The 13,595-nt window shown below is 70.3% G+C and carries 9 protein-coding genes; 6 read left to right on the forward strand and 3 right to left on the reverse strand.

Features of this window, described 5'->3' with window-relative positions:
- Positions 1-56 precede the first annotated feature (56 nt).
- Together OG199_RS12380 and acnA are read right to left on the reverse strand one after the other, a co-directional pair.
- A complete protein-coding gene (locus tag OG199_RS12380; RefSeq protein ID WP_405829510.1) occupies positions 57-3,329 on the reverse strand; it encodes a GH92 family glycosyl hydrolase in 3,273 nt (1,090 codons plus the stop codon).
- A gap of 556 nt (positions 3,330-3,885) precedes the next feature.
- Positions 3,886-6,600, reverse strand: coding sequence for an aconitate hydratase AcnA (gene acnA, locus OG199_RS12385; protein WP_405829512.1), 2,715 nt, complete (start codon positions 6,598-6,600; stop codon positions 3,886-3,888).
- Between the two features lie 435 nt (positions 6,601-7,035).
- Here acnA and OG199_RS12390 point away from each other — a divergent pair, with 435 nt between their 5' ends.
- The 3 genes from OG199_RS12390 to OG199_RS12400 all read left to right on the forward strand — a co-directional run bounded on the left by OG199_RS12390 (position 7,036) and on the right by OG199_RS12400 (position 9,557).
- Entirely contained in the window at positions 7,036-8,271 is a 1,236-nt protein-coding gene (locus OG199_RS12390) for an MFS transporter (protein WP_405829514.1), read from the forward strand.
- 153 nt (positions 8,272-8,424) lie between these two features.
- Positions 8,425-8,844 (forward strand): hypothetical protein, encoded by a 420-nt coding sequence (locus tag OG199_RS12395; protein WP_405829516.1) that lies wholly within the window; start codon positions 8,425-8,427, stop codon positions 8,842-8,844.
- A gap of 260 nt (positions 8,845-9,104) precedes the next feature.
- Complete coding sequence (locus tag OG199_RS12400; RefSeq protein WP_405829518.1) at positions 9,105-9,557, forward strand: nuclear transport factor 2 family protein; 453 nt, start codon at positions 9,105-9,107, stop codon at positions 9,555-9,557.
- Positions 9,558-9,623: 66 nt separating this feature from the next.
- On the opposite strand, the gene OG199_RS12405 is transcribed toward OG199_RS12400, so the two are convergent.
- Positions 9,624-10,331, reverse strand: a complete 708-nt coding sequence (locus tag OG199_RS12405; protein ID WP_356807013.1) for an SDR family NAD(P)-dependent oxidoreductase — start codon at positions 10,329-10,331, stop codon at positions 9,624-9,626.
- 101 nt (positions 10,332-10,432) lie between these two features.
- Between OG199_RS12405 and OG199_RS12410 the strand changes: the two genes are divergently transcribed.
- From OG199_RS12410 to OG199_RS12420, 3 genes are all read left to right on the forward strand, one after another.
- Entirely contained in the window at positions 10,433-11,269 is an 837-nt protein-coding gene (locus tag OG199_RS12410) for a helix-turn-helix transcriptional regulator (RefSeq protein ID WP_405829520.1), read from the forward strand.
- A 145-nt stretch (positions 11,270-11,414) separates the two neighbouring features.
- Complete coding sequence (locus OG199_RS12415) at positions 11,415-11,612, forward strand: DUF4236 domain-containing protein (protein WP_266702418.1); 198 nt, start codon at positions 11,415-11,417, stop codon at positions 11,610-11,612.
- 422 nt (positions 11,613-12,034) lie between these two features.
- Positions 12,035-13,564: a UDP-N-acetylglucosamine 1-carboxyvinyltransferase gene (locus OG199_RS12420; RefSeq protein WP_266702416.1), complete on the forward strand. Its 1,530-nt coding sequence runs from the start codon at positions 12,035-12,037 to the stop codon at positions 13,562-13,564.
- The last annotated feature ends 31 nt before the right edge of the window (positions 13,565-13,595 follow it).

Raw genomic sequence — 13,595 nt, forward strand, 5'->3', positions numbered from 1 at the left:
TCCGCGCCCGCTCCGCTGTGCCGGGCCGAAGCCGGGCGACCGCCGTGCTCGTGCCCTCAGTTCACGGCGAGGGTGAAGACGTGCAGATCCGCGTTGTCGGGCAGCTTCACGCTCTTGACGGTCTTGCCGGCCGGAGCCGCGAAGGGCTTCGTCGCGAAGACGTAGGTGGCGACGGGGTCCTTGTCCGCGCCCGCGACATTGCGATAAGCGGCCCTGGCGACGGTCTCGTTGCCGAACTGGACGGTGCCGCCCCCGCCGCCGACCGTCCAGTCGGTGAAGGAGAGGTCGACCTGGTCGGTGCTGCCGTCGGTGTACGTGACGGTGGCCGTGGCCCGCTGGTTTCCGTTGACCGCGCTGCCGATGAAGGACAACTCTGTCGCCGGACGGGCGAGTTCGATGCTCTGGCCGGACGCCGCGGCGTTGTCGGGGCGGCCCGCGGGCGAGTCGGGCCAGGTGTAGGTGAGACCGTCCACGGTGCCCTGGCCGCCCGGCGTCAGGCCCGCGTCCGCGAGGGCCTGACGGGAGTAGCTCCAGCCGCCGCCGTCGTAGTCGGCCTCGTCGTGGTCGCCGGCGTCGTCCGAGACACCGGTGTTGTCGTAGGCGGCCAGGAGGGACCCGGGAGCCGCGACGGTCAACGCCACCGGCTGCTCGTACGAGGTGGTGCCGGACGTCACGGTGACCTTGACGTCGTAGAAGCCCTGCCGGGCCGCGTCCCCCGCGGTCAGGGTGATCGACCGGGAGCCGTCGGTCACCGTTCCCTCCGCGGGGGTCGCGGTCACTCCGTCCGGCGTGTCAACGTGGAAGCGGACCTCGGGGCCCGTGCCACCGCTCAGTGACAGCGCGCGGATGTCGATCTGCGTACTGCCGCCGGGTGCGAGCGTCGCCGCGGTCGGGCCGACGCCGATCTGGTACGGCTGCTCACCGTCGCGGAAGGACGGCGGAGCGGCGGCCTGCTCGCTGCCCCAGCTGCGGTTCGGGGTGCCGGAGAGCGTGTAGTCGAGTGTGCCGCCGTCGCGGACGAACGAGGCGGGGAGCCAAGGGCGGGTGCTGGTACGACCGTTGACCTTCAGCGACTGCACGTACGGGGCGTCCGCCGCCGCGCCGGCCGCCCGGATCTCGATGTCGTTGCCGCCTGGGCGCTCGATCTTGACACGGCTGAACAGGGGTGAGGAGAGGACGAGTTCGGCGCGGGAGGGAACCTGCGGGTACATGCCGAGCGCGGAGAAGACGTACCAGGACGACATCTCGCCGAGGTCGTCGTTGCCGGGGATGCCGCCGGGCTGCGTCGACCACAGCTCGCTCATCGCCGCGCGGACGGTCTCCTGCGCCTTGTAGGGGGCGCCGGCGTAGTCGTACAGGTAGGGGACGTTGATCGACGGCTCGTTGTCCAGCTCCGACTTGTCGCCGCCACTGCCCGTGAACGCCCAGCCGCCGTCGGCGTCGTGGAAGAACGTGTCGAGCCGGTCGAGCGCCTTGTCACGGCCGCCCATGGCCGCGAAGAGCCCGGCCGGGTTGTGCTGGACCATCCAGGTGTACTGGGCCGCCGTGCCCTCGACGAAGCCGTTGCCGGTGGCCGGGGTGAAGCCGGTGACCCAGCTGCCGTCGGCCTTGCGGTTGGCGATGTAGCCGCCGGTCCGGTCGGCCGCGATGTTGAAGTTGTTCTGCCACCACTGGGAGCGCTCGGCGAAGTCCGCGGCTGTCCGCTTCTCCCCTGCCGCCGTGGCCAGTTGGGAGAGCGCGAAGTCCGCGTCGGACATCTCCAGGGTCTCGGCGGCACCGCCCCAGGCGTTGGACACGGACGGCATGTAGTGCTGCTGGAGGTACTTGTCGAGAGACGGTCGCTGGCCCACCGACAGGACGGGCTTGCCCGACGACGACAGGTCCTGCTCGGTCGGCACGGTGGCCGCCCTGACCAGTGACTTCAGCGCGCCCCGCAGATCGAAGCCGGTGCCGCCGAAGGCCCGGATGCCCGCGAGCGCGGTCGGCGAGGGATCGCCGTTCATGACGTGGGTGCCGCTCGCGCCGTGCAGCCAGCGGTCCCAGACTCCCCCGTTCTGCCGGGCCAGTTCGAGCAGCGACTGCGCGATGTCGGAGCCGGTGTCCGGGCTGAGGAGGGTGAGCAGCTGGACCTGGGAGCGGTAGACGTCCCAGCCGGAGAAGGTGCCGTACTGGGCCCGGTGGCCGCGGCCGACGACGTGGACCTTGTCGTCGCTTCCCCGGTATCTGCGGTCGGCGTCACTGATGACGTTGGGATGCAGGAGGGCGTGGTAGAGCGCGGTGTAGAAGGTGGTGCGGTCGGTGTCGCCGCCACCGCCGACCCGGATCGCGCCGAGGCGGTCGCGCCAGGCGCGGTGGGCGGCGGCCCGGACCGCCCCGAAGGAACGGGACGGCGGGTTCTCGGCCGCGAGGTTGGCGGCTGCGCCCGCCTGGCTGACGTACGAGATGCCGACCTTCACGTTCACCGGATCGGCGCCGGGGGCGAACTCCACGTATCCGCCGGCTCCCTTGCCCGGGGTGGGATTCCCGCCGCTGGAGAAGCCGCCGGTTCCGCCGCTCGCCCGCGTGGATCCCGGGCTCAGCCGGTCGTCCTGCCAGGTGCCGGCGGTCTTGAAGGCCCGGTCGAAGCGGGCGGTGAAGTACAGGGTGTAGTAGGCGCGTTGGCCTTCGGGGTCGAGGTAGCCGCAGAAGTTCCCGGAGGTGACGGAGCCCGAGACCGTCCGGGTCGCCGGGTCGATGCGCACGTCCGACGCCGTCGAGCCCACCTCGGAGTTGGCGGTGCGGATCAGCAGCGAGGCCGGCTTGCCTGCCGGGTAGGTGAAGCGGCCCGAGCCGGTGCGCGCGGTCGCGGTGAGGTCGGCGGTGACACCGGAGGAGAGACCGACCTTGTAGTGGCCGGGCTCGGCGGTCTCGTCCGCGTGCGCGAAGTCGGCGGCGTACACCGCGTCCTTGGTGTCGCTCGCCGGGGAGGAGGTGACCTCGCCCGCGTACGGGAAGAAGGGGATGTCGCCGCTGCCGCCCGCGCAGCCCGTGCCGGACATGTGGGTGAGGCTGAACCCCCGGACGCGGGTGGCGTCGTACTGGTAACCGCCGGGCGCGGCCGTACGGGTGGCGTCGCCGCGGGTGTTCTCCGGGCTCCAGGAGAGCATCCCGAAGGGCACGACGGCACCGGGGAAGACGTTGCCGCCGTTCTTGGTGCCGATGAGCGGGTCGACGTAGGTGGTGGGGTCCCGGACGAGGTCGGGCGGCGCGGCGGTGGCGGCCACCGCGGGGGTGATCCCGCCGGCCGCCAGGACGACGGCGAGCAGGACGGTTGACGGACGGAAACGCATGACGCGGCCCCTCCTCCTTCGGACGGGTCGCGCACCACGGGTCGCACAAGCCGCAGGGACAGTAACGTGCGCCACCCGTACCACGGAAGACCGCGTCCGACGCGGGAGGCACGCACGGTTCCCACCCCGCCGGCCCAGCCCGGTTACTCACTCCTCGCGGGTCAACAGGCTTGACATCGTTGTCTGTTGAGGCGGTAGAGTCATAAGCAGACCATCAGACAACGTTGTCGCACGCCATGGTCGTCACAAGCCACGCACCATCCCGGGCCGGCACTCCCCCCGCCGGTCCGGGCTCGCGGACCGGGTGGGTCTCCCAGCACCCACCCGGTCCGCCCCGAGCGAGTCCGAAGCGCGCGTGGCAGCCTCCGTACCGCACCCGCCGTGCGACGGCCGCGCCCCTGCCGTACCGGGTGCGGCCGACTCCCCTGCCCGCAGGGGAGTCGGCCTGGACGACCGCGAAGGGTCTCCGCGGAGAAGCCCGAAAAGACGGAGGGCCGCACTCCTCGTCGTGAGGAGTGCGGCCCGATCCGGTCTGCCGGATCGCCTGCCGCGGGGGCTACTTGGCGATCAGGTTGCGCAGCACGTACTGCATGATGCCGCCGTTGCGGTAGTAGTCCGCCTCGCCGGGGGTGTCGATGCGGACGACCGCGTCGAACTCGACGCCGCTGTCGGTGGTGACCTTCACCGTACGCGGGGTGGTGCCGTTGTTGAGCTCCTCGACACCGGTGAAGGAGAAGGTCTCCTCGCCGGTCAGACCGAGGGACTCCGCGGTGGCACCCTCCGGGAACTGGAGCGGCAGGACGCCCATGCCGATGAGGTTCGAGCGGTGGATGCGCTCGTAGGACTCGGCGATGACGGCCTTGACGCCGAGCAGCGCGGTGCCCTTGGCGGCCCAGTCGCGGGACGAGCCGGAGCCGTACTCCTTGCCGGCCAGGATGACCAGCGGGATGCCCTGCTCGATGTAGTTGCGCGAGGCGTCGTAGATGAAGGAGACGGGGGCGTCCTCCTTCGTGAAGTCGCGGGTGTAGCCGCCCTCGGTGCCCGGCGCGATCTGGTTGCGCAGGCGGATGTTGGCGAACGTTCCGCGGATCATGACCTCGTGGTTGCCGCGGCGGGAGCCGTAGCTGTTGAAGTCACGACGCTCGACACCGTGCTCCGTGAGGTACTTGCCTCCGGGGGTGTCGGCCTTGATCGCACCGGCCGGGGAGATGTGGTCGGTGGTGACCGAGTCGCCGAGCTTGGCGAGGACGCGCGCGCCGGCGATGTCCGAGACCGGGGTGGTCTCCATCGTCATGCCCTCGAAGTAAGGGGGCTTGCGCACGTAGGTCGACTGCGGGTCCCACTCGAAGGTGTTGCCCTCGGGGATCGGAAGCGCCTGCCACTGGGCGTCGCCCGCGAAGACGTCCTGGTAGGACTTGTTGAACATGTCCTCGCCGATGGCGTTCGCCACGACGTCGTTGACCTCGGCCTCGGAGGGCCAGATGTCCTGGAGGTAGACCGGCTTGCCGTCCTGGTCGATGCCGAGGGCGTCCTTGGTGATGTCCACCTTCATGGAGCCCGCGAGCGCGTAGGCGACGACCAGCGGCGGGGACGCCAGGTAGTTCATCTTCACGTCGGGGTTGATACGGCCCTCGAAGTTCCGGTTGCCGGAGAGGACCGAGGTGACGGCGAGGTCGTGGTCGTTGACGGCCTTGGAGACCTCGTCCGGCAGCGGGCCGGAGTTGCCGATGCAGGTGGTGCAGCCGTAGCCGACGAGGTTGAAGCCGACCTTGTCGAGGTAGGGGGTGAGCCCGGCCTTGTCGAAGTAGTCGGTGACGACCTTGGAGCCCGGGGCGAGGGTGGTCTTGACCCACGGCTTGCGGGTCAGGCCCTTCTCCACGGCCTTCTTCGCGACGAGCGCGGCGGCGACCATGACGTACGGGTTCGAGGTGTTGGTGCAGGAGGTGATGGCCGCGACCGTCACCGCACCGTGGTCGATCTCGTAGGTCGAGCCGTCGGGGGCCGTGACCGTGACCGGGTTGGAGGGCACGCCGTTGGTGGCGGCCGGGGAGTCGGAGGCCGGGAAGGACTCCTTGCCCGCCTCGTCGTCGTCGGCGACGTAGTTGCGCACGTCGCTCTTGAACTGCTCGGCGGCGTTCGCGAGGACGATGCGGTCCTGCGGGCGCTTCGGGCCGGCGATCGAGGGGACGACCGTGGAGAGGTCGAGCTCCAGCTTCTCGGAGAAGTCGGGCTCGGCGGCCGGGTCGAGCCAGAGGCCCTGCTGCTTGGCGTACGCCTCGACGAGCGCGATCTGCTGCTCGGAACGGCCGGTCAGCTTCAGGTACTTGATGGTCTCGCCGTCGATCGGGAAGATCGCGGCGGTGGAGCCGAACTCCGGCGACATGTTGCCGATGGTGGCGCGGTTGGCCAGCGAGGTGGCGGCCACACCCTCACCGTAGAACTCGACGAACTTGCCGACGACGCCGTGCTTGCGCAGCATCTCGGTGATCGTGAGCACCAGGTCGGTGGCGGTCGTGCCGGGCGTGAGCTCACCGGTGAGCTTGAAGCCGACGACGCGCGGGATGAGCATCGACACCGGCTGGCCGAGCATCGCGGCCTCGGCCTCGATGCCGCCGACGCCCCAGCCGAGGACGCCCAGGCCGTTGACCATCGTGGTGTGGGAGTCCGTACCGACGAGGGTGTCGGGGTAGGCCTGGCCGTTACGGACCATGACCGTGCGCGCCAGGTGCTCGATGTTCACCTGGTGGACGATGCCGGTGCCCGGCGGGACGACCTTGAACTCGTCGAACGCGGTCTGGCCCCAGCGCAGGAACTGGTAGCGCTCCTTGTTGCGGCCGTACTCCAGCTCGACGTTCTGCGCGAACGCGTCGTGGGTGCCGAACTTGTCGGCGATGACGGAGTGGTCGATGACCAGCTCGGCCGGGGCCAGCGGGTTGATCTTCGCCGGGTCACCGCCGAGCTCCTTGACGGCCTCGCGCATGGTGGCGAGGTCGACGACGCAGGGCACGCCGGTGAAGTCCTGCATGATCACGCGCGCCGGCGTGAACTGGATCTCCTGGCTGGGCTGCGCCTGGGAGTCCCAGCCGCCCAGGGCCCGGATGTGGTCGGCGGTGATGTTCGCGCCGTCCTCGGTGCGGAGCAGGTTCTCCAGCAGCACCTTCAGGCTGTACGGAAGGCGAGCCGAGCCTTCCACCTTGTCCAGCCGGAAGATCTCGTACGACTCGTCGCCCACCTGCAGCGTGCTGCGGGCGTCGAAGCTGTTCGCCGACACGACAGTCTCCTTCATTGATGTGCGCGTTCCCACCGCATCCTGCCGCCACGATCTCTTGGCCGATCCGCTAAGGTAAGGCTAAGTTAGGTATGCCTTACCGATGGCGGCTGCGGTGCGCCTCGGCAGATATCTCGATGTCGAGATAACTCTAGTACATAGGGGCGGCCTGGTCATGCGCGGCCTGCCTGTGATGTCTGCGCGGGCTCGGGGGCAGCCTCGGGTTCTCCGGAGCATCCTCGGAGGCCACGAACCCCACGACCTCGGCGATCCCCTCATCATCAGGGGCATCCGGAACCGCCCACCCCCGTACGCATTCGCCCTTCATCACGCCGGACCTCTCGCCGGACAGAGCGCCTCGCCACCCTCTTGCTCTTGCAAGTAATATGCAACAAGCTGTTCGGGTCCTTACTGTCTGCTCTGGATACGGAGCCAGTCGTGCCCGAACTGCTGCCGGACACCGGACCGCAACGCGTCCTGGCCGCGTCGAACTTGGTCTACACGATCGGCAGCGGTCTCTATCTGACCGCAGGTGTCCTCTACTTCACCCAGGCGGTGCACCTGCCCGCCGGCCAGGTGGGCCTCGGACTCGCGATCGCCGGACTGGTCTCGCTGGCCCTGGGGATCGCCGTCGGCCATCTTGCGGACAGACACGGAGCCCGCGGTGTCTACGCGACCACCCTTGTCGTCCAAGCCTTGGCCACGGCCGGCTTCGTGCTGGCGGACGGCTTCTGGCCGTTCGTCCTCGTGGTCGGCGCGGCCGCCGGGGCGAAAGCGGCCGGAACCGCCGCCCGCAGCCCACTCATCAGGCACTACGGAGGTGACCGTCCGCAGGAGTTCCGGGCCTATCTCCGTGCGGTGACCAACGTCGGCATCTCCCTCGGCGCCGTCGGGGCGGGATGGGTTGTCCAAGTGGGCACCCTCACCGCCTACCAGCTCATGGTCATCGGCAACGCGATCGCCTTCGCCGTCTCCGCGACGCTCCTGGTCCTCCTCCCGCCGGTCCCGCCCGTCCCCGCCACCGGCGGCCCTCGCTGGATCGCCCTGCGAGACCGCCCCTACCTGCTGCTCACCGCTCTCGACGGCATCATGGCCATCCAGTTCAAGGTGCTCACCGTGGCCATCCCACTCTGGATCATCGGTGCCACCACCGCCCCTCACTGGCTCATCTCGGGCACCATGCTCACCGGCACCGTCATCGTCGTCGCGTTCCAAGTGCGGGCCGGCCGCAACGTCGATTCCCCCACAGCCGGCGGAAACGCCTATCGCCGGGCCGGCGTCGCCTTTCTCGTCGCGTGCTCGATGATCTCCCTGTCCGCGGGGACACCGGCGTGGGCTGCCGCGACCCTGCTCATCGCCGCCGTGGTCATCCACACGATCGGGGAACTGTGGCACTCCGCTGCCGGCTTCGAGGTGTCCTTCGCCCTCGCTCCACGGCACGCAACGGGCCAGTACCTGGGCGTGTTCGGCCTCGGCGCCGGACTGGCCGAGGCCCTCGGGCCAGGACTGCTCATCGCACTCTGCATCACCTGGGGCCGCCCCGGGTGGTACGTCGTGGGGGCCATGTTCGCGTTGACCGGCCTGGCAGCACCACTCGCTGTCCGGTGGGCGCAAACCCACCAGAACGCCCGGCAGACACACGTCCAAGCCGCCGAGAACGCGTCCGTCGCATGACCTGGTCGTGCCGTGACCGAAAAGGCGCCATGATCTCGGCCCCCTCCCGTCAGTGGTGATCACCATCATGGGGAGACGACCGACCCGAACCTGACCACCGGCGGCATCCGGCGGTCCCCCACCGGGTTGAGTGCGGCCGCGTAGTCTCGCTGTATGGCGCGTCGTTCGAGGAAGTCCCGCCGGCTGGTCGCCGACGGGCGCGTGTACGGGTGGACGATGCGCCACAGCCACCGAAGGGACCACGACGGGCGGTCCGTGGACTGCCGCCAGATCCTCACCCTGTCCCCTCGGCCCGCCGGCGCCGGTGGCCCGCTGCGCATCGTCTTCACCGACGGGCCCGGCCGGTACGTCCCGGGCGGGGCCCCCTTCGGCTCCGGAGACGTGGGCCTCACCCAGGGCCCGGACCTGAACCTGAACCTGCATGAGCCGGGCGCCGTCCGGGCGCTGCTCGACGTGGCGCTGGCCCGTGGGTGGCGACCGGAGGGGCGGCGGCCGGTGGAGGTGGACGGCTGGCTCCTGCTGGAGGCGGCGGCCGCCGTGCGAGCCGGGGACGCCGGACCCATAGGCCCGTAGGCCCGTAGACCCGTAGGCCCTAATCCGGTAGGCCCGTAGGCCCGTAGGCCCGTGGCGAGTAGCCCCCTTCCCGAGACGGGCCGATGTCACATTCCCCAGAGCCCTCTCGTCGTGCTGCTGGGACGAACGCACCTTCCAGCGAGCAGGAGCCCCAGGGACGCTCGGCGGGACCCCGCGGTGTCGCCGTCGTGGACGCTTCGGTCCGCTGGAAGGGCCGGTGTCGTTCGTGCACCGGGTTCGAGGCGACAGGGAGGAAATCGATGAGTGACTTTCGGGCCATCGCGGATCGCGTCGAGATCGAGGCGCTGCGCGGCGAGTTCACCGACGCGGTGATGATGCGCGACTACGACCGCATCGCTCTGCTCTTCACACCGGACGGCGCATGGCGGATGCCCCACATCCCCGTCGAACTCCAGGGGCGGGAGCCGATCCGCGCCTGGGGCAGGCGGGTGCCTGACTTCGTGGACTTCCTTGTGCAGAACACGCACCCGGGCGTGATCCAGCTCGACGGCGACACCGCGTCCGGCCGCGCCTACGTGTCAGAGGTCGGGCGGGCCCGCGACGGTCGCGGAGGGCTGAACTACGCCATCTACCACGACCGTTACCGGCGCACCGACGACGGCTGGAGGTTCACCGAGCGCGTCTACGAGGTCCGGTACGAAGACGGTTCGCCGCTGGCCGGGTCACCGCCCCGCCCGGCTGAGGATTCGTGACCGGCCCAGAGAGGGAGACCCCGTCACCCCCGTCGGCGAACCGGCGGGGGTGAGCGGGGCTCTCGGTCACCAGGGGAGGGAGCCCTCGACGTCGAAGTAGCCTCCGGTCGGGCCCTCCGGGCCCAGCTGGGCCGTGCGGACGATGATCTCGGCGCCCTCCTCGACGGTCTGCGTGCCCGTGTTCCCGTTCAGGTCCGTCGCGGTGTAGCCGGGCTCCACCGCGTTGATCCGGATCTCCGGGAAGGCTTTCGCGAACTGCACGGTGATCATGTTGACCGCGGTCTTCGACGCCGGATAGGCGACCCCGGGGTAGGCGTACGCAGGCGTGTCGGGGGTGCTGACCCGGGCCAGCGAGGCCAGTCCGCTGCTCACGTTCACCACGACCGGGGCCGCGGAGCGCCGCAGCAGGGGCAGGAACGCGTGGGTGACGCGTACGACCCCGAAGACGTTCGTCTCGAAGATCGACCGGATCACGTCGGCGGTCAGGTCCGCGGCGCCGACGACACCCCCGTCCGGCGTCCGTCCCTCGATGCCGGCGTTGTTGATCAGTACGTCGAGGCCTCCGTCCGCCTCGATGGTCTTCGCCGCGGCGGCGACGGAGGCGTCGTCGGTGACGTCGAGGACGACCGCGCGCGCCCCCAGTTCCTCGGCGGCCCGGCGTCCGCGCTCCGGGTCCCGGCTGCCCACATAGACGGTGTGGCCCGCGGCGACGAGGCGGCGGGCGGTCTCGAATCCGAGACCCTTGTTCGCTCCGGTGATCAGTGTTGTCGTCATGCCTCAAGGTTGCGGCGGGGCCGCCCGGTCAGCCAGGAGTCCCGTCTTCCTGGGACTCTCAGTACCAGGCAGGTCGGCGCCGCGCGGTGCACAGTGGAGGCATGGCGAGTACGGAGTTCGGGCGGACGGTACGGCGCTGGCGCGACCGGGTCTCCCCGGAGGCCGCCGGGCTGCCTGTCGGCGGACAGCGCAGGGCGGCCGGGCTGCGCCGTGAGGAACTCGCCCTGCTGGCCGGGATCTCGGTCGACTACGTCACCCGGCTCGAGCAGGGCCGGGCGGCCCACCCGTCGGAGCAGGTCGTCGAGGCGCTCGGCCGGGCCCTGCGGCTGTCCGGCATCGAGCGCGAGCACCTCTTCCATACCGCCGGGCTGGTCCCGCCGGGACGGGGCACGGTACCCGGGTATCTCACGCCGAGCGTGCAGCGGCTGCTGGACCGGCTGACCGGGACCCCCGTGGCGGCCTACGACGCGGCGTGGACGCTGCTGGTGGCCAACCCGCTGTACGCGGCCCTGCTGGGTGACCCGTCGGGGTGGCGCGACCAGGAGCGCAACGGGGTGTGGCGGGCCTTCTTCGGTCCGGCCGGCCGGGTGCGCCACACACCGCGGTCCCGGCGGACGCTGGAGACCGCGCTCGTGAGCGACCTGCGTGCGACCGCGAGCCGGTATCCGGCCGACCGGCGGGTGCAACGGCTGATCGCCGAACTGCGGGCGGGAAGCGACCGGTTCGCCGAGCTGTGGGACTCCGGGGCCGTGGGCCGGCAGGAGGCCTCGCGCAAGACCGTCGACCACCCCCAGTTGGGCCCTCTCACACTGGACTGCGACATCCTCAGCGTCGCCGGCAGTGACCTGCGCATCATGGTCTACACGGCGGAACCCGGCACGCCGGACGCCGAACGGGTCGCGCTGCTCGGCGTGCTCGGCACCCAGACACTGGCCTGAACAGGGCCGATGTCCACGGCAGTTCAGCGACGGCGGCGTTTCACGAGTGGCGCAGGTCCGCAGGCGGCCAAGAGCCGATTTCGGGGTACACGGTGTCCGAGCCGGGACCCACCCGGCGTCGCGAACCGCCTCTAGGGGGCCCTCAATGGCACTCACCTTCCGCAAGAGCTTCCGCATCCTTCCCGGGGTGCGGCTGAACATCAACCGGCACTCGTGGTCGATCACCACCGGCGGACGGCACGGGCCGCGGCAGACGCACAGCAGCACCGGACGCAAGACCACGTCGATGGACCTGCCGGGTCCCTTCGGCTGGCGCCGCACCACCCGGCGGCGGGACCACTGACCCCACCGGCCCGCTCCCGCCCGTGTGAGGGAGTGAGCACGCCGGTCGGCCGCCGTGACGGCGGTGGCGCACACGGACGACGCGCACGGACGACGCGCACGGTGGGGGGACGGGCGAGCCCGGTCCCCCCGCCGCGGCCCCCACCCGGGCCCCGGTCCGCTCCGAAGGGCGGGTCCGGCAGACGTACCGCAGCCTCAGGGAGCCGGCGGACGGCGCCCTCGGACCGCCCAGCGTGCGCGAGAGGGACGCACCGACCAAAAGGCGTCAAAGGTAGGAAAGGCAGGAAAGGCAGGAACTGAGCCGCACCCCCCTTTTCTCCCGACGTCGCCCGAACTCCCCTGCGCGTGCGCCCCGCTGACCACCATCACTCGGATGGGTGTACTCCATTTCTCTTTATCTCACATGAGATATACGGTCGCGCCATGGCAGACGACTACCTCGTACGCATCGGCAAGCTCATCCGTGACGCCCGTCAGCACCGGGGCTGGACTCAGTCGCAGCTCGCCGAGGCTCTCGGCACCAGCCAGAGCGCCGTCAATCGCATCGAGCGCGGCAATCAGAACATCAGCCTTGAGATGATCGCCCGTATAGGTGAAGCCCTGGACAGCGAGATCGTGTCCCTGGGCTACGCGGGTCCGATGCATCTGCGCGTGGTCGGCGGACGGCGGCTGTCCGGCTCGATCGACGTGAAGACCAGCAAGAACGCCTGTGTCGCGCTGCTGTGCGCGACGCTCCTGAACAAGGGCCGCACGGTCCTGCGCCGGGTGGCCCGGATCGAAGAGGTGTACCGCCTGCTGGAGGTACTCGGTTCGATCGGTGTCCGCACCCGGTGGATCAACGACGGGGTCGACCTGGAGATCGTGCCCCCGGCCCAGCTGGACATGGAGGCCATCGACGCCGAGGCGGCCCGCCGCACGCGGTCCATCATCATGTTCCTCGGCCCGTTGCTGCACCGCATGGACCAGTTCAGGCTGCCGTACGCGGGCGGTTGCGACCTGGGTACCAGGACCATCGAGCCGCACATGATCGCGCTGCGCCGCTTCGGTCTCGACATCGCCGCCACCGAGGGGCTGTACCACGCCCGGGTGGACCGCGCGGTCTCCCCCGCCCGCCCGATCGTCCTGACCGAGCGCGGCGACACGGTGACCGAGAACGCGCTGCTCGCCGCCGCCCGCCACGACGGCGTGACCGTCATCCGCAACGCCTCCTCCAACTACATGGTCCAGGACCTGTGCTTCTTCCTGGAGGCCCTGGGCGTACGGGTGGAGGGCATCGGCACCACGACGCTCACCGTGCACGGTGTGCCCACCATCGACGTGGACGTCGACTACTCGCCCTCGGAGGACCCGGTCGAGGCGATGAGCCTGCTCGCCGCCGCGGTCGTCACCGAGTCCGAGCTGACGGTGCGCCGGGTGCCGATCGAGTTCCTGGAGATCGAGCTCGCGGTCCTGGAGGAGATGGGCCTCGACCACGACCGTACGGCGGAGTACTTCGCCGACAACGGCCGTACGCGGCTGGTGGACCTGACGGTCCGGCCCTCCAAGCTGGAGGCGCCGATCGACAAGATCCACCCGATGCCGTTCCCGGGTCTGAACATCGACAACGTCCCGTTCTTCGCCGCCATCGCGGCGTCCGCGCAGGGCAAGACGCTGATCCACGACTGGGTGTACGACAACCGGGCGATCTATCTCACGGACCTCAACCGTCTCGGCGGGCGGCTCCAACTCCTCGACCCGCACCGGGTGTTGGTGGAGGGCCCGACCCGCTGGCGCGCCGCCGAGATGATGTGCCCGCCCGCGCTGCGGCCCGCCGTGGTCGTCCTGCTGGCGATGATGGCGGCCGACGGGACGTCCGTGCTGCGCAACGTGTACGTCATCAACCGCGGTTACGAGGACCTGGCCGAGCGGCTCAACTCGCTCGGGGCGCAGATCGAGACGTTCCGGGACATCTGAGCCCGCCGCACGGCCGTGGGGCCCGCCGGAG

The sequence above is a fragment of the Streptomyces sp. NBC_01176 genome (assembly GCF_045039825.1).
Classification (GTDB): domain Bacteria; phylum Actinomycetota; class Actinomycetes; order Streptomycetales; family Streptomycetaceae; genus Streptomyces.

Bases quoted from the DNA above. Each gene is read 5' to 3' on its own strand.
- OG199_RS12420 (WP_266702416.1), top strand. From the start codon at position 12,035: ATGGCAGACGACTACCTCGTACGCATCGGCAAGCTCATCCGTGACGCC.
- OG199_RS12380 (WP_405829510.1), bottom strand. From the start codon at position 3,329: ATGCGTTTCCGTCCGTCAACCGTCCTGCTCGCCGTCGTCCTGGCGGCC.
- OG199_RS12395 (WP_405829516.1), top strand. From the start codon at position 8,425: ATGGCGCGTCGTTCGAGGAAGTCCCGCCGGCTGGTCGCCGACGGGCGC.
- OG199_RS12415 (WP_266702418.1), top strand. From the start codon at position 11,415: ATGGCACTCACCTTCCGCAAGAGCTTCCGCATCCTTCCCGGGGTGCGG.
- OG199_RS12405 (WP_356807013.1), bottom strand. From the start codon at position 10,331: ATGACGACAACACTGATCACCGGAGCGAACAAGGGTCTCGGATTCGAG.
- OG199_RS12410 (WP_405829520.1), top strand. From the start codon at position 10,433: ATGGCGAGTACGGAGTTCGGGCGGACGGTACGGCGCTGGCGCGACCGG.
- OG199_RS12400 (WP_405829518.1), top strand. From the start codon at position 9,105: ATGAGTGACTTTCGGGCCATCGCGGATCGCGTCGAGATCGAGGCGCTG.